Annotated in this window: 3 protein-coding genes; 1 reads left to right on the forward strand and 2 read right to left on the reverse strand. The window is 75.4% G+C overall.

Features of this window, described 5'->3' with window-relative positions; genetic code table 11:
* Positions 1 to 236 precede the first annotated feature (236 nt).
* Positions 237 to 15848, reverse strand: a complete 15612-nt coding sequence (locus OG294_RS07515; protein WP_327065638.1) for a type I polyketide synthase — start codon at positions 15846 to 15848, stop codon at positions 237 to 239.
* A gap of 413 nt (positions 15849 to 16261) precedes the next feature.
* Here OG294_RS07515 and OG294_RS07520 point away from each other — a divergent pair, with 413 nt between their 5' ends.
* A complete protein-coding gene (locus OG294_RS07520; protein ID WP_327071470.1) occupies positions 16262 to 17371 on the forward strand; it encodes an agmatinase family protein in 1110 nt (369 codons plus the stop codon).
* Between the two features lie 23 nt (positions 17372 to 17394).
* Here the strand turns inward: OG294_RS07520 and OG294_RS07525 are convergent, their stop codons facing one another.
* Positions 17395 to 17796 carry a DUF302 domain-containing protein gene (locus OG294_RS07525; protein ID WP_327065639.1) on the reverse strand — a complete coding sequence of 134 codons (402 nt, stop codon included), beginning with the start codon at positions 17794 to 17796 and terminating at the stop codon, positions 17395 to 17397.
* Between the last annotated feature and the right edge of the window lie 134 nt (positions 17797 to 17930).

The raw sequence follows: 17930 nt of genomic DNA on the forward strand, positions 1-17930 counted from the left end.
CGGCAACGGTTCCCGGGGCAGAAGCCGTTCCCGCGTGCTGCGGGCCCTCGGGGGCGGGACGGACCGCCCGCCTCACCTGTGCCACCCTCGCCACCCGCGCCACCTGAGCAGCGGCGTCCCGGTGGACGGACGCCGGGGCCGGCCCGGGCCTCGCCCGCTATGACGATCGCCCCCTCGGACCGGGACGGTGCTCCGGTCCGAGGGGGCGATCGGGTCATCCCGGGATGGCTACCCGGTCAGTTCAGCCCCAACTCCTCGTCCAGCATGCTGAACAGCTCGTCCGCGGTGGCCGAGCCCAGGTCGGTCCCGGCCGGGGGCGCGCTGTCGGCGGCGGGCTCCTGGCCGGGCGCCGGCTGCTGCTGGGTCTCGGTCCACATCGACAGCAGGGTGCGCAGCCGGGTGGTGATGCCCCGGCGCTCCTCGTCGCCGGGGGTGAGGCCGGCCAGGATCGACTCCAGGCGGTCCAGCTCCGCACCGATCGGCAGGGCCGGGCCACCGGGCGCCTCCGCCCCGCGGGTCTGCTCGCGCAGGTAGCCGGCCAGCGCCACCGGGGTCGGGTGGTCGAAGATCAGCGTGACCGGCAGCCGCACCCCGGCCTGCGCGCCCAGCCGGTTGCGCAGGTCGACGGCGGTCAGCGAGTCGAAGCCCAACTCGACGAAGCCGCGCTCCGGTTCGATCGCCCCGGCGCTGCCGTAGCCCAGCACCGCGGCCACCTGGCCGCGCACCAGGTCCAGCAGCAGCCGGTCGCGCTCGGCGTCCGGCAGACCGCGCAGCCGCTCGGCCAGCGAGCGCTCCTCGGGCACCGCCGAGGCGGTGGCGGTGGCGGCCGGGCGCCGGGCCGGGATCCGCACCAGGCCGCGGAGCAGGTGCGGCACCGCGTCGGGGTCGCCCTGGCCGCGCAAGGCCGTGGTGTCCAGCCGCATCGGCACCAGCACCGGGTCGTCCAGCCCGAGGGCCAGCTCGAACAGCTCGATGCCCTCCTTGGGCGCCAGCGGCGCGAACCCGGCGCGGACCAGCCGTGCCGTGTCCGCCTCGTCCAGGCCGCCGGCCATGCCGCCCTCGGTCGCCCACAGGCCCCAGGCCAGTGCGCCGGCCGGCAGCCCCAGCCCCCTGCGGTGCTGGGCCAGCGCGTCCAGGAAGGTGTTGGCCGCGGCGTAGTTGCCCTGGCCCGCGCCGCCGAAGACACCGGAGGAGGAGGAGAACAGGACGAACGCGCCGAGTTTCTGATGCTTCGTCAGCTCGTGCAGGTGCCAGGCGGCGTCCACCTTCGGGCGCAGCACGGCGTCCAGTCGTTCGGGCGTCAGCGCGGCGAACACCCCGTCGTCGAGCACGCCGGCGGTGTGGATCACGGCGGTCAGCGGCCGGGTGTCCGGGACCGCCGCCAGCAGGGCGGCGAGCGCCTCGCGGTCGGCCGCGTCACAGGCCGCGATCGCCACCTCGGCGCCCAGCTCGGCCAGCTCCCGCGCGAGGGCGTCCGCCCCCGGGGCGTCGGCGCCGCGGCGGCTGGTGAGCAGCAGGTGCCGGGCGCCGTGCTCGGTCACCAGGTGGCGGGCGACCAGGGCGCCGAGCGCGCCGGTGCCGCCGGTGACCAGCACCGTGCCGGCCGGGTCCAGGACGGTGGCCCGCTCGGTCGGAGCGGCGGCCACCCGGCCGAGCCGGAACCCGTGCAGGACGCCTGCGCGGACGGCCAGTTGCGGCTCACCGGCGGCCAGCGCGGCCCACAGCGCGGGCCGCGGGTCGGTGGTCGCGTCCAGGTCGACCAGCACGATCCGGCCCGGGTGCTCGGCCTGGGCGGCCCGCAGCAGGCCCCAGACCGGCGCATGCACCAGGTCGGCCACGCCGCTGTCCTCGGCGGTGGCCACCGCGCCCCGGGTGGTGACGATCAGGCGGGTGTCGGCGAGGCGCTCCTCGGCGAGCCAGGAGCGGACCAGCTCCAGCACGCCCCGGGTGGCGGCGCGCGCGGCGGCTGCGGTGTCGGCGGCGGTGCCGTTCACGGCCTCCACGACCTCCGCGGCCTCCGCGGTCCTCGCGGTCTCCGCGGTGAGGCACGGCAGGACCACCGCCAGCGGCAGCTCACCGCTCGCGAGCAGCGCGGCCAGGTCGGCGTGCACCGCCGCCCCGTCGCCGAAGGCCTCGCCGCTCCCGGCGGGATCCAGCACCGCCCAGCGGGCCGGTGCCGGCGAATCCGCCGCCGCGGGCAGCGCCACCCACTCCGGGCGGAACAGCGAGTCGTGGAACGCGCCCTGGGCGCCGCGCAGTTGCTCGGCCGAGACGGCCCGCAGCACCAGCGCGTCCACCGAGGCGACCGGACGGCCCGTCTCGTCGGCCAGCTCCAGCGCCACCGCGTCGGTCCCGGCCGGTGCCAGCCGCACCCGAAGCTCGGCCGCGCCGGTGGCGTGCAGCCGCACCCCGCTCCAGGAGAACGGCAGCCGGGCCCGGCCCGCCTCCTGGTCGGCCGCCGCCAGGACGCCGCCCAGCGCCACCCCGTGCAGCGCGGCATCCAGCAGTGCCGGGTGCAGGCCGAACGGCGCGGTGTCCAGCCCGGGGCGGTGCGAACCGTCCGGCGCCGCCGCGACGGCGGGCCGGATCTCCGCGAAGACCTCGCCCTCGCGCCGCCAGGCCCGGCGCAGGCCCTGGAAGAGCGGGCCGTACTCCAGACCGGCCGCCGCCATCCCGGCGTAGAAGTCGTCGAGGTCGACCGGCTCGGCGCCGACCGGCGGCCACGGCGTCGCCTCGAAGGCGATCGCCCGCTCGTCCAGCGCGGCCAGCAGGCCGGTGGCGTGCCGGGTCCACGGCTGCTCGGGCGCGGACTCCTCGCCGCGCGAGTGCAGGGTCAGCGGGCGGCAGCCGGAGCCGTCCGGCGCGCCGACCGTGATCCGCACCTGCACCCCGCCCCGCGCGGGCAGGACCAGCGGCGCGGCCAGCGTCAGCTCCTCCAGCAGCGCGCAGCCGACCTGCTCGCCCGCCCGCAGCGCCAGCTCGACGAAGGCCGTGCCGGGCAGCAGCACCGAGCCCAGCACCGCGTGATCGGCCAGCCACGGGTGGCTGGAGAGGGCGAGCCGGCCGGTGAGCACGAAGCCGCCGGAGTCAGGCAGTTCGACCGCCGCGCCGAGCAGCGGGTGCCCGGTCGGGTCGACACCGGCGGTGGCCAGGTCGCCGAGCGAGACACCCGTGTCCAGCCAGTACCGCTCGCGCTGGAAGGCGTAGGTGGGCAGGTCGATCCGCCGGGCGCCCTGGCCCGCGAAGACCGCCGCCCAGTCGACGGCCGCGCCCCGCACATGGGCCTGGGCCAGCGCCGTCAGCAGGGCTCGCACCTCCGGGCGGCCCGCCCGCAGCACCGGTGCGAAGAGCGCCGGCCCGGCCACGCACTCCTGACCCAGCGCGCTCAGCACACCGTCGGGCCCGAGTTCCAGGTAACGGGTGACGCCGCGCGCCGCCAGCGTCCCGATCGCGTCGGCGAACCGGACGGCCTCGCGCACATGCCGCACCCAGTACTCGACCGTGGCCGGGTCGGCGTCCTGGTCGAGCGTGGAGACGAACGGGATCCGCGGCTCGTGAAAGGTCAACCGCTCGGCCACCGCACGGAACTCCGCCAGCACCGGCTCCATCAACGGCGAGTGGAACGCATGGCTGACAGCCAACCGCTTCGACTTGCCACCCAGGTGAGCCACCACCTCCAACACCGCGTCCTCGGCACCCGAAAGCACCACCGAGGCAGGCCCGTTGACCGCCGCGACACCCACCTCCGAGCGCCCGGCCAGCAGCGCCAGCACCTCCGCCTCACCCGCCCGCACCGCCACCATCGCCCCACCCGCGGGCAGCACCTGCATCAACCGACCACGCGCGGCCACCAGTTCCGCCGCATCCTCCAGCGACAGCACCCCCGCCACATGCGCCGCCGCCAGCTCACCGATCGAGTGCCCCGCCAGGAAGTCCGGCCGCACACCCCACGATTCGACCAGCCGGAACAGCGCCACCTCCAGCGCGAAAAGCGCCGGCTGCGTGTACGCCGTCTCGTCCAGCAGCGCATCCGCCTCGGCCAGCGGCGTCGCCAAGTGCCGGTCCAGCTCCGCACGGACCGCGTCGTACGCCTCGGCGAACACCGGGAACGCCTCGTACAGTTCGGCCCCCATCCCGGCACGCTGACTGCCCTGCCCGGTGAAGAGGAACGCCGTACGGCCGGCACCGGCCGAGCCCTGCACCAGGTTGGCGCCGCCCGGCGCTCCGGTCGCCAGCGTCTCCAAGGCGTCCAGGAACTCCGCGCGGTCGCCCGCCACCAGCACCGCGCGCTGCTCCAGCGCCGCCCGGCCGGTCGCCAGCGAGAGGCCGACGTCGGCCGGCCGCAGCTCGGGCTGCTCCAGCAGCCGGGCGCGCAGCCGGGCGGCCTGCGCCCGCAGGGCCGGCTCGCCCTTGGCAGCGAGCACCCAGGGCAGCGCCCCGGGCAGCTCGGCCGTCTCGGGCAGCTCGGCCGTCTCCGGCAGGGCCGCTGCATTTTCGACGACCGGGGCCTGCTCCAGCACGGTGTGCGCGTTGGTGCCGCTGATCCCGAAGGAGGACACCGCCGCCCGGCGCGGCCGCCCGGTCTCGGGCCACGGCCGCGCCTTGGTCAGCAGCTCCACCGCACCGGCGGACCAATCCACCTGCGGCGAGGGCTCGTCCACGTGCAGCGTCTTCGGCAGCACCCCGTGCCGCATCGCCTGCACCATCTTGATGATGCCCGCCACGCCGGAGGCCGCCTGGGTGTGCCCGAGGTTGGACTTCACCGACCCCAGCCAGAGCGGCCGGTCGGCGGAGTGCTCGCGCCCGTAGGTGGCCAGCAGCGCCTGCGCCTCGATCGGGTCGCCCAGCGGCGTGCCGGTGCCGTGCGCCTCGACGGCGTCCACCTGGTCCGCGCTCAGCCCCGCGTTCGCCAGCGCCGCGCGGATCACCCGCTGCTGCGAGGGGCCGTTCGGCGCCGTCAGACCGTTCGACGCGCCGTCCTGGTTGACCGCCGAACCGCGCACCAGCGCCAGCACCGGGTGCCCATTGCGCCGCGCGTCCGAGAGCCGCTCCACCAGCAGCATGCCCGCGCCCTCGCCCCAGCCCGTACCGTCGGCCGCCGCGGCGAAGGACTTGCAGCGCCCGTCGGCGGCAAGTCCCCGCTGGCGGCTGAACTCGATGAAGGTGCCGGGCGTGAACATCACGGTCACCCCGCCCGCCAGCGCCATCGTGCACTCGCCGTTGCGCAGCGCCTGCACCGCGAGGTGCAGCGCGACCAGTGAGGAGGAGCAGGCGGTGTCGATGGTGACCGCCGGGCCCTCCAGGCCGAGGGTGTAGGAGACCCGGCCCGAGACGACGCTGCTGGAGCCGCCGGTGCCGAGGTAGCCCTCGACCTCGTCGGGCGCGGACCGCAGCCGGGTGCCGTAGTCGTGGTACATCACCCCGGCGAAGACGCCGACCGAGCTGCCGCGCACGCTCGCCGGGTCGATGCCGGCCCGCTCGAACGCCTCCCAGCCGGTCTCCAGCAGCAGCCGCTGCTGCGGGTCCATCGCCAGCGCCTCGCGCGGCGAGATGCCGAAGAAGGCCGGGTCGAACCAGCTGGAGTCGTAGAGGAAGCCGCCCTCGCGGGTGTACGAGGTGCCGAGCGCGTCCGGGTCCGGGTCATACAGCTCCTCCAGGTCCCAGCCGCGGTCGGTGGGGAAGCCCGAGATCCCGTCCCGCTCCCCGGCGATCAGCTGCCACAGCTGCTCGGGCGAGTCCACCCCGCCCGGGTAGCGGCAGGCCATCGCGACGATCGCGATCGGGTCTCCCCCAGCCTGACGGCCGGGAGGTGCCCCCAACTCCCCCGCCCCCGTGCGGGCCGTGCCCTGCTGCTGCGGTGCGGCGGACTCCGGCAGCGAGCCCAGCAGTTCCTCGCGCAGGTGGGTGGCCAGCACGCCCGGGTTCGGGTAGTCGAAGATCAGGGTCGCGGGCAGGCGCAGACCGGTGCTGGTGTTCAGCTGGTTGCGCAGCTCGACCGCGGTCAGCGAGTCGAAGCCAAGCTCCTTGAAGGCCCGTCCGGCGTCGACGGCCTCGGCACCGGCGTAGCCGAGCACCGCGGCGATCTGGCCGCGCACCAGCTCGAGCAGCGCCTGCCGCTGTTCGGCGGCGGGCAGCGGGGCCAGCCGGGCGACGAGCGCGGACTCGCCACCGGCCGCACCCGGGCCGGCCGGCGCCGCGCTGCGGCGCAGCGGGGCGCGGACCAGCCCGCGCAGCAGCGGGGCCAGCTGCCCGGCAGCGGCCTGCTCGCGCAGCGTGGCGGTGTGGATGCGCATCGGCACCAGGACGGCGTCCTCGGCCGCGAGCGCGGCGTCGAAGAGCGCCATGCCCTCGGCCGACTCCAGCGCACCGAGGCCCGAACGCGCCAGGCGGGCCAGGTCGTTGGCGTCCAGGTGGCCGCTGACGCCGCTGCGCTGCGCCCACAGGCCCCAGTCCAGCGAGGTGGCGGGCAGGCCCTGGGCCCGGCGGTGCTGCGCGAGCGCGTCCAGGTAGGCGTTGGCGGCGGCGTAGTTGCCCTGTCCCGGGCCGCCGAAGAGACCGGCGGCCGAGGAAAAGAGCACGAACGCCGACAGGTCGAGACCGGCGGTCAACTCGTGCAGGTTCCAGGCGCCTTCGGCCTTCGGCTGGTACACCCCGGCGATCCGCTCGGGGGTGAGCGAGGCGAGCACGCCGTCGTCGGTGATGCCCGCGGTGTGCACCACGGCGGTCAGGGGGTGCTCCAGCGAGCCGAGCAGCCCGGCCAGCGCCGCCCGGTCGGCCGCGTCGCAGGCCGCGACGGTCACGGTGGCGCCCGACTGCTCCAGCTCGGCGACGAGTTCGGCCGCCCCCGGGGCGTCGGCGCCACGGCGGCTGGTGAGCAGCAGGTGCCGGACACCGTGCTCGGCCACCAGGTGGCGGGCGAGCAGTGCGCCGAGCGTGCCGGTGCCGCCGGTGACCAGGACGGTGCCGGTGGGCCCGAAGCCGGTCTCGCGCGCGGCCGGAGCGGATTCGACCCGGGCCAGCCGCACGGCGTGCGGCACTCCCTGACGGATCGCCAGCTGCGGCTCCTCGTGGGCGAGAACGGCGGTCAGCGCCCGGGCGCAGGCGGCGTCGTCCGGGTCGTCCACGTCGACCAGGACGATCCGCGCGACGTTCTCGGTCTGCGCCGAGCGCAGCAGGCCCCAGGCGGCGGCGTGCGCCAGGTCGGTGACGTCCGGATCGGCGGCGGTCGCCACCGCGCCCCGGGTGACCACCACCAACTGCGTGTCGGCCGTCCGGTCCTCGGCGAGCCAGGCCTGCGCGAGCGCGAGCACCCGGTTCACGGTGGCGAGCACCGTCTCGGGCCCGGCCGTCACCGGCTGCTGCGGCGGCAGGCACGGCACGATCACGGCGTCGGGCAGCGTGCCGCTCGCCAGCAGCGCGTCCAGATCGGCGTGCGCCGGCAGGCCGCGGCCGAGGGCGCCCAGCGTCCCGGCACCGTCGCCCAGCACGGCCCAGCGCTCGTCCGCGGCAGCCGCGGCCACCGGCAGCGCCACCCACTCCGGGCGGAACAGCGACTCGTGGAACGCGGTCCGCGCGGAGCGCAGTTGCTCGGCCGACACGGCCCGCAGCACCAGGGTGTCCACCGCGGCCACCGGGCGCCCGGTCTCGTCGGCCAGCTCCAGCGAGACCCCGTCCGACCCGACCCGCGACAGCCGCACCCGCAGCGCCGAGGCGCCGACCGCGTACAGCGACACGCCGGTCCAGGAGAACGGCAGCCGGCCGTGCCAGTCCGTCCCGCCGTCGGTGTCGGCCATACCGAGCGCGTGCAGCGCGGCGTCGAGCAGGGCCGGGTGCAGGCCGAACAGCCCGGCCTCGGCCTGGGCCTGCTCCGGCAGGCGCACCTCGACGAAGACCTCGCCCTCGCCGCGCCAGGCCCGCCGCAGGCCCTGGAAGGCCGGGCCGTACTCGAAGCCCAGCCCGATCAGTGCCTCGTAGTGGCCCGCCAGGTCGACCTCGATGGCACCGGGCGGCGGCCAGGCGGCGAGCTCGAACCCGGCGGGCGCTGCACCGGTGGCGAGCAGGCCGGTGGCGTGCCGGGTCCACGGCTCCTCGGCCGGGGCCTCCTCGGGCCGCGAGTACAGGCCGAGCGCCCGGCGCCCGGCCTGATCCGGCGCGGCCACCGTCAGGCGCAGCTGCACCCCGCCCGGCCCGGCCAGGATCAGCGGCGCGGCGAGGGTCAGCTCCTCCAGCAGCGCGCAGCCGAGTTGCTCGCCCGCCCGCACGGCCATCTCGACGAAGGCCGTGCCGGGCAGCAGCACGGTGCCCATCACCGCGTGGTCGGCCAGCCACGGGTGGGTGGCCAGCGCGAGCCGGCCGGTGAAGACGAAGCCGTCGGAGTCCGGCAGTTCGGCCGCCGCACCGAGCAGCGGGTGGTCGGTGGCGCCCAGGCCCGCCATGGTGACGTCGCCGGCACCCAGCACCGGGACGTCGGGCCAGTAGTGCTCGCGCTGGAACGCGTAGGTGGGCAGGTCGATCCGCCGGGCGCCCTGGCCCGCGAAGAACGCCGCCCAGTCGACCGGCACCCCCTGGACGTGGAGCCGGGCGACGGCCGTCACCGCGGCCTGCGCCTCAGGGCGGCCCGCCCGCAGCACCGGCACGAACACCGCGTCCCCGGTGACGCACTCCTGGCCCAGCGCGCTCAGCACACCGTCGGGCCCGAGTTCCAGGTAGCGGGTGACGCCGCGCGCCGCCAGCGTCCCGATCGCGTCGGCGAACCGGACGGCCTCGCGCACATGCCGCACCCAGTACTCGACCGTGGCCGGGTCGGCGTCCTGGTCGAGCGTGGAGACGAACGGGATCCGCGGCTCACGGAAGGTCAACCGCTCCGCCACCGCACGGAACTCCGCCAGCACCGGCTCCATCAACGGCGAGTGGAACGCATGGCTGACAGCCAACCGCTTCGACTTGCCACCCAGGTGAGCCACCACCTCCAACACCGCGTCCTCGGCACCCGAAAGCACCACCGAGGCAGGCCCGTTGACCGCCGCGACACCCACCTCCGAGCGCCCGGCCAGCAGCGCCAGCACCTCCGCCTCACCCGCCCGCACCGCCACCATCGCCCCACCCGCGGGCAACGCCTGCATCAACCGACCACGCGCGGCCACCAGTTCCGCCGCATCCCCCAGCGACAGCACCCCCGCCACATGCGCCGCCGCCAGCTCACCGATCGAATGCCCCGCCAGAAAGTCCGGCCGCACACCCCACGACTCCACCAGTCGGAACAGCGCCACCTCCAGCGCGAAAAGCGCCGGCTGCGTGTACGCCGTCTCGTCCAGCAGGCCCGCCGCGGTGAACATCGCCTCGCGCAGCGGGCGGTCCAGGTGCTGGTCCAGGTGCGCGAGGACCTCGTCCAGCGCGTCCGCGAACACCGGGTAGGTGGCGTAGAGTTCGGCGCCCATCCCGAGCCGCTGACTGCCCTGCCCGGTGAAGAGGAACGCCGTGCGGCCCAGCGCCGCCGTGCCCTCGACCAGGCCCGGCGCCTGCTCGCCCGCGGCCAGCGCGGCCAGCGCGGCCCGGTGGCCGTCGGCGTCCTGCGCCACCACGACCGCCCGGTGCTCAAGGGCGGCCCGGGTGGTCGCCGACGAGTAGCCGACGTCCACCGGCCGCAGCTGCGGCTCCTGCGACAGGCGGGCGGCCAGCCGCTCGGCCTGCGCGGCCAGCGCCGCTGCTGTTCGGGCCGACAGCAGCCACGGGACCACCGGCGCCGCCACCGCCACCTCGCCGGCCGCCTCCTCGGCGAGCTCCGGGGCCTGCTCCAGCACGGTGTGCGCGTTGGTGCCGCTGATCCCGAAGGAGGACACCGCCGCCCGTCGCGGCCGGCCGGTCTCGGGCCACGGCCGCGCCTGGCTCAGCAGCTCCACCGCCCCGGCCGACCAGTCCACGTGGCTGGACGGCTCGCCGACGTGCAGGGTCCTGGGCAGCACGCCGTGGCGCATCGCCATGACCATCTTGATGATGCCCGCCACCCCGGCCGCGGCCTGGGTGTGCCCCAGGTTCGACTTGACCGAACCCAGCCAGAGCGGCTGGTCCGCGGGGCGGCCCTGGCCGTAGGTCGCCAGCAGCGCCTGCGCCTCGATCGGGTCGCCCAACGCGGTGCCCGTCCCGTGCGCCTCCACCGCGTCGACCTGACCGGCCGTCAGACCGGCCGAGGCCAGCGCCTGCTGGATCACCCGCTGTTGGGCGGGGCCGTTCGGCGCCGTCAGACCGTTCGACGCGCCGTCCTGGTTGACCGCCGAACCGCGCACCAGCGCCAGCACCGGGTGCCCGTTGCGCCGCGCGTCGGAGAGCCGCTCCACCAGCAGCATGCCCGCGCCCTCGCCCCAGCCGGTGCCGTCCGCGTCGTCCGAGAACGCCTTGCACCGGCCGTCGGCGGCCAGACCCCGCTGGCGGCTGAAGTCGATGAACGAGCCGGGGGCGGACATCACCGTCACACCACCGGCCAGCGCCAGCGAGCACTCACCGGCCCGCAGCGCCTGGATCGCCCAGTGCAGCGCCACCAGCGAGGACGAGCACGCGGTGTCCACCGTGACCGCCGGACCCTCCAGCCCCAGGCTGTAGGAGACCCGGCCCGACATCACACTCGCCGCGTTCCCCGTGCCGAGGAACCCCTCGGAGCCGTCCGGAGCGGTCAGGATCAGCGGAAGGTAGTCCTGCCCGTTGGTCCCCGCGAAGACACCCGTCCGGCTGCCGCGCAGCGAGGCCGGGTCGATCCCGGCCCGCTCGAACGCCTCCCACGAGACCTCCAGCAGCAGCCGCTGCTGCGGGTCCATGGCCAGCGCCTCGCGCGGCGAGATCCCGAAGAACCCCGCGTCGAACGCGCCCGCCTCCGCCAGGAAGCCGCCCTCCCGCACGTAGCTGGTGTCGGGGTGCTCGGGATCGGGGTGGTAGAGCGCATCGAGGTCCCAGCCCCGGTTCGCGGGGAAACCGGTGAGCGCGTCCGCGCCCTCGGCCAGCAGCCGCCACAGGTCCTCGGGGCTGCTCACGCCGCCCGGGAACCGGCAGGCCATGCCGACGACGGCGATCGGGTCGTCGTCCACCGGAGCGCTCGCGACGGCCGCGGCCGTCCCGGAGTCCACGACGGTGCCGAGGAGTTCGACGCAGAGCTGCTCGGCCAGCGCGGTCGCGTTCGGGTAGTCGAAGACCAGGGTCGCCGACAGCTTCAGCCCGGTCAGCGCGGCCAGCAGGTTGCGCAGCTCCACGGCGGTCAGCGAGTCGAAGCCCAACTCGCGGAAGGCGCGCCCGGGTTCGACCGTCTCGGGGCCCGGGTGGCCGAGCACCGCGGCCACCTGGGTGCGGACGAAGTCCAGCGCGATCCGGCCGCGTTCGGCCTCGCCCGCGACGGCCAGCCGCTGCCGCAGCGAGCCGCTCTCCCCGGGCGCCCCGCCTCCCGGCTCCGAGGCCGCCAAGGCCTGTACCGCTTCGGGGAGTTCGTCGAAGAAGGTGCTCGGACGGATCGCGGTGTACTGCGGTGCGAACTGCTCCCAGCGGATGTCCGCGACCAGCGCGTACGTCTCGTCGTGGTCCAGCGCCTGCTGCAGCGCGGCGATCGCGAGGTCGGGCGCCAGCGCCGGCAGTCCGCCGCGGCGGATCCGCTCGGTGACCACCTCGTCCACGGCCATGCCGCCCTCGGCCCACGGCCCCCAGGCCAGCGAGGTCGCCGGCAGCCCGGCCGCCCGACGCTGCTGCGCCAGCGCGTCCAGGAAGGCGTTCGCCGCCGCGTAGTTGCCCTGGCCGGGACCGCCGAAGGCACCGGCGAAGGAGGAGAAGAGCACGAAGGCGGAGAGGTCCGACCCGCGGGTCAGCTCGTCCAGGTGGACCGCCGCATCCGCCTTGGCACGCAGCACCCCCGCCAGCCGCTCCGGCGTCAGCCCGTCGAGCACACCGTCGTCCAGCACACCGGCCGCGTGCACCACCGTCGTCAGCGGGAACTCCGACGGGACCTCGGCCAACACCGCGGCCAGCGCCGCCCGGTCCGCCACGTCACAGGCCGCCACCGTCACCCGCGCACCCAGCGCGGTCAGCTCGGCCACCAACTCCGCCGCACCCTCGGCCGCCTGGCCGCGACGGCTGGTCAGCACCAGGTGCGCCGCCCCCGACCGGGCCAGCCACCGCGCCACCTGCGCACCCAGCGCACCCGTGCCACCGGTCACCAGCGCCGTCCCGCGCGGGGCGTACCCCGCCGCCACCGCCTCGGCCCGCGGTGCCCGCACCAACCGGCGCGCCAGCACACCCGAGGGGCGGATCGCCAGGTGGTCCTCGTCGCCCAGGGCGCCACCGAGCACGGCGGCCAGCCGGGCCAGCGCCCGCTCGTCGACCGTCTCCGGCAGGTCGACCAGACCGCCCCACCGCTCGGGATGCTCCTGCGCCACCACCCGGCCCAGGCCCCAGACCTGTGCCTGCACCGCCGACGCCAGTCGATCCGACCGCCCCGTCGACACCGCGCCCCGGGTCAGGCACCACAGCGGCGCCGCAACCCCGGCGTCCCCCAGCGCCTGCACCAGCGCCAAGGTGCCCGCCAACGCCGCCGACGCCGACGGCAGTCCGGGCTGCGAAGCCTGCTGCAGGGCGAGCAGCGACACCACCCCGGCAACCGGCTGCCCGTCGGCCAGCAGCCCGGCCAGCTCGGCCCGCCCGACCGCCGCGGCATCCGCCTCGATCTGACGGACCGTCACACCGTGCTCGCCGAGCATCCGTCCGACCGCAGCGGCCCACGCCTCGCCACCCGGCGAGCACTCCGCGCCGGGCGGCGCCACCACGAGCCAGTGCCCCGCGGGCGACGGCCCGCGCGCATCGGTCGCCGTCACGGCCCGGGCGGACTGCGCGGTGGGCCGCCAGCCGATCCGGTACCGCCACCCCTCCACCGTGGAGCGCTCACGACCCTGCCGCCGCCACGCGGTCAGCGCGGGCAGCACCGAGCTCAGCGGCAGATCGCCCGCCACCGCCAAAGTGCTGGTCACCGCCTCCAGGTCGCCGCGCTCGACGGCCTCCCAGAAGCGCGCCTCCACCCCGTCGCCGGCGACCTCCTCGGCGGCCCCCGCCTGCGCCCACGCGGCGGCGGTCGGCCAGTAGCGGCGGCGCTGGAAGGCATAGGTGGGCAGCTCGACCCGACGGGCGCCGCGGCCGGCGTAGCCCGCCTGCCAGTCGACGGCCGCGCCCCGCACGAAGATCCCGGCCAGCGCGGTGGTCAGCGCCCGGACCTCCGGGCGGCCGGACCGCAGCACCGGCGCGAACAGCGCATCGCCGGCCAGGCACTCCCGGCCCATCGCGCTCAGCACCCCGTCGGGGCCCAACTCCAGGAAGCTGCGCACCCCTTCGGCCTCCAGGACGGCCACCGCATCGGCGAACCGCACCGCCTCGCGGACATGCCGCACCCAGTAGTCGGGCGAGCACAGCTCCTCGGCGGAGGCCGGCCGACCGGTGAGGGTGGAGACGATCGCGAGCTGCGCGGGCCGGTAGCTCAGCCCCTCGGCCACCACCCGGAACTCCGCCAGCATCGGCTCCATCAGCGGCGAGTGGAACGCATGGCTCACGCTCAGCCGCTTCGACTTGCACTCCAGCTGCCCGACGACCTCCAGGACCGCGTCCTCGGCACCCGAAAGCACCACGGCGGCGGGCCCGTTGACGGCCGCGATCGCCACGTCCGAACGCCCGGCCAGCAGCGCCAGCACCGCCGCCTCGCCCGCCTGCACCGCCACCATCGCACCACCGGCGGGCAGTTGCTGCATCAGCCGGCCGCGCGCCGCCACCAGCTTCGCCGCATCCGCCAGCGACAGCACCCCCGCCACATGCGCCGCCGCCAGCTCACCGATCGAGTGCCCCGCCAGGAAGTCCGGCCGCACACCCCAGGATTCGACCAGCCGGAACAGTGCCACCTCCAGCGCGAAGAGCGCCGGCTGGGTGTACGCCGTCTCGTCCAGCAGCGCATCCGCCTCGGCCAGCGGCGTCTCCAGATACCGGTCCAGTTCCCCGCAGACCGCGTCGTACGCCGCCGCGAAGACCGGGAACGCGCCGTACAGCTCCGCACCCATCCCCGCCCGCTGACTGCCCTGCCCGGTGAACAGGACGCCCAGCTTGCGCTCGGCCGCCACCCCCCGCACCAGCCCCGCGGCCGACTCGCCCGCCGCCAGCGCCCGCAACCCGCTCAGGAACTCCGCGCGGTCGCCGGCCACCAGGACGGCGCGCTGCTCCAGCGCCGCCCGGCCGGTGGCCAGCGAGTGGCCCACGTCCAGCGGTTCGAGGGCGGGGTCGGCCTCCAGCCGCTCCCGCAGCCGGGCCGCCTGCGCGCGCAGCGCCTCCTCGGTGCGCCCGGCCAGTGGCCAGGGCAGCGCGGCGGGCGCCGCAGCCGCCGAAGGCCCGCTGTCCGCCGCACTGCTCTCACCGCCCTCCCCGGTCTCACCTGCCTCGCCGGGTTCTGCGCTCTCCTCGGCCGGTGCCTGCTCGATGATGGTGTGCGCATTGGTGCCGCTCACCCCGAAGGAGGAGATGCCCACCCGGCGCGGCGCCCCGGTCTCCGGCCAGGGCCGCGTCTCGGTGAGCACCTCCACCGCGCCCGCGTCCCAGTCCACCTGCGACGAGGGCCGGTCCACGTGCAGCGTCTTCGGCAGCACACCGTGCCGGATCGCCATCACCATCTTGATCAGGCCCGCCACACCGGCGGCGGCCTGGGTGTGGCCCAGGTTGGACTTGACCGAGCCGATCAGCAGCGGCCGGTCCGCGGGGCGGCCCTGACCGTAGGTGGCCAGCAGCGCCTGCGCCTCGATCGGGTCGCCGAGCTTCGTGCCCGTCCCGTGCGCCTCGACCGCGTCGACCTGATCGGGCGTCAGCCGCGCACTGGCCAGCGCCTGGAGGATGACCCGCTGCTGGGAGGGGCCGTTCGGCGCCGTCAGACCGTTGGACGCGCCGTCCTGGTTCACGGCGCTGCCCCGCACGACCGCCAGCACCGGGTGCCCGTTGCGCCGCGCGTCGGAGAGCCGCTCCACCAGCAGCATGCCCGCGCCCTCGGCCCAGCCGGTGCCGTCGGCGCCGTCCGCGAAGGCCTTGCAGCGCCCGTCGGCGGCCAGTCCCCGCTGGCGGCTGAAGTCGATGAGGTTGCCAGGGGTGTTCATCACCGTGACGGCACCGGCCAGCGCCAGCGAGCACTCGCCGTTGCGCAGCGCCTGCACCGCCAGGTGCAGCGAGACCAGCGAGGAGGAGCAGGCCGTGTCGACGGTGACCGCCGGACCCTCCAGCCCGAAGGTGTAGGAGATCCGCCCGGCGAGCACACTGGCCGCGTTGCCGGTGCCGAGGTAGCCCTCCACGTCGTCGGTGGAGTTCAGCAGGACGGCCAGGTAGTCCTGGCCGTTGGTCCCGGCGAAGACACCGGTGCGGCTGCCGCGCACCGACAGCGGGTCGACGCCGGCCCGCTCGAACGCCTCCCAGGCCACCTCCAGCAGCAGCCGCTGCTGCGGGTCCATCGCCAGCGCCTCGCGCGGCGAGATCCCGAAGACCGCCGGGTCGAAATCGGCGACGTCGTGCAGGAAGCCGCCCTCGCGCGTGTAGGAGGTGCCGGCGTGGTCCGGGTCCGGGTGGTAGAGCGTCTCGACGTCCCACCCGCGGTCGGCCGGGAACTCGGAGATCGCGTCCTGGCCGCCGGCGACCAGCTGCCACAGCTCCTCGGGCGAGGCGACCCCGCCCGGCAGCCGGCAGCTCATCCCGACGATGGCGATCGGTTCCTGGTCCTTCGCCTCCACCTCGCGCAGCCGCAGCCGCGTCTGCGCGAGGTCGGCCGTCACCCGCTTGAGATAGCTGCGGAGGGTCTCTTCATTCGCCATTTCGTGACCTCATTACGGCATTCCGGCTGCGCGCAGGTGCGCCCACGCAGAAGGTTTTTCCGAAGCTTTCGGGTAAGCGGCGAACGTTCGACACGGCGCTTTCCGGCGCCACGGTAGAGCGGCCGCCTCAGGCGGCCAACCCCTAACCTCCCCCTAGTAGGGCTTTGTTACGTCCTGTGGTGGGGTTCGGGGGTCGGTGCGCCCGCGCGACGACCCGTCAGCACCCGCAGAACCGCCGTGACTAGGGGTTTTCCGGCCGCCGAACAGGGGGCCAAGGGGTCGAACAGGAGGTCGTTCCGGGCGCCGCGCATTTCCGGCGCGCCTACGCTGGAGCGCGAGCGGAATATGCGAGGCAGAAGCAATCGCACGGGGAAATGCGCCGTGCCATCCACCGGGGAGACGTGTTGAACGAGATGCCTCAGACGCCCGCGCAGCGCGTGGAGATCGACCGGTCGGCGGCGCCCGGCCGGGAGCCCGGGCCGATCGACATCCGCCGCTACTACGCGCACCCCGCGTACTCGGGCATCGCGACCTTCATGGGCGTGCCGCTCTGCCTCAACCAGGAGGACCTGCGGGCCGGGAACGTCGACGTGGCCGTGCTCGGCATCCCGCTGGACTCCTCGGTCGGCCACCGCGGCGCCTCCTACGGCCCGCGGATGATCCGCGCCGACGAGCGCTACGTCTTCAACACCCCCGAAGCCGTGATCAACGCCAGCACCCGGATCAACCCGTTCGACGTGCTCAAGGTGGTGGACTACGGCGACGCCGCCGTGGACCCGTTCAGCACGCCCGACTCGATCGGCCCGATCCGGTCGCTGGTGCGGGAGATCGCGGAGGTCGGCGCGGTGCCGGTGCTCCTGGGCGGCGACCACTCGCTGCTGTGGCCGAGCGTCGGCGCGCTGGCCGACGTGTACGGCCCGGAGAAGATCGGCGTGATCCACTTCGACGCCCACCCCGACTGCCACGACAGCCAGTTCGGCCACCAGGTGACCCACAGCACCCCGATCCGGCGGATCATCGAGGACGAGGGGATCCCGGCGGGCAACGTGGTCCAGGTCGGGCTGCGCACCATCACCGGCCCCGACAACCAGCTCTTCCACTGGATGCGCCGGCAGGGCATGAAGTCGCACTTCATGGCCGAGATCGAGCAGATCGGCTTCACCGCGGTGCTGGAGAAGGCGATCGCCGAGGTCCAGCAGAACGCCGAGTTCGTCTACCTCTCCCTCGACATCGACGTGCTCGACCCGGCCTTCGCCCCCGGCACCGGCACCCCCGAGCCGGGCGGCCTGACCACCCGTGAACTGTTCCCGGCCTTCCGCCGGATCTGCCACGAGACCAAGGTCATCGGGATGGACGTGGTCGAGGTCGCCCCCCACCTGGACCACGGCTACTCCACCACCATGAACGCCCGCCGCGCCATCTTCGAGGGCCTGACCGGCCTGGCGATGAACCGCCTGAAGATCGCCGGCCCGAACTACCTCAACCCGATCGTCTCCGGCCAGGTCAAGTTCCCGATGGGCTGAGGCACCCGGGCCACCGTCCGGACTCAGGAACCCAGCGCGCCCGCCACCAGTCGGCCCACCCCGCCGAGCGGGGCCATCAGGGCCTCGGGCACGTCGAACCGGCGGGCCAGCTCGGCGGGGTCCTGGTAGCTGACCCAGGTGCGGCCGTCCTGGTCCGCCCGGACCAGCGCCCGCAGCGGCAGCTCCAGCGCCAGCAGGGGCGCGGCGACCATCGCCGGCGTGCCACCGCGCGGGTTGCCGAAGACCAGCAGCCGCGTCTCGTCCATCTCCAGCCCGACCGCGCGGGCGCCGCCGCTGTGGTCCACCTCCGCGAACAGGGTCAGCCCCGCCGCGTCGATCGCCGACCGCAGCCGCTCCAGCGTCTCGTCCACCGAGAACGGGCTCACCACGCTCAACGTCCCCGCCGCCTGCGGCTCGTCCACCATCTGCTGCCTCCCGCTCCGATCACCGACCGACACCACCCCCCTGCGTACCACCCCTTGCCTACCACCCGCCGCGCCCGTTCCCCCGCCGCACCGCCGATCAGGCGCCTGCCAGCGCGCTGTGCGCGGTCTGCCAG

It is taken from the genome of Kitasatospora sp. NBC_01302 (assembly GCF_035976515.1).
Lineage (GTDB): Bacteria > Actinomycetota > Actinomycetes > Streptomycetales > Streptomycetaceae > Kitasatospora.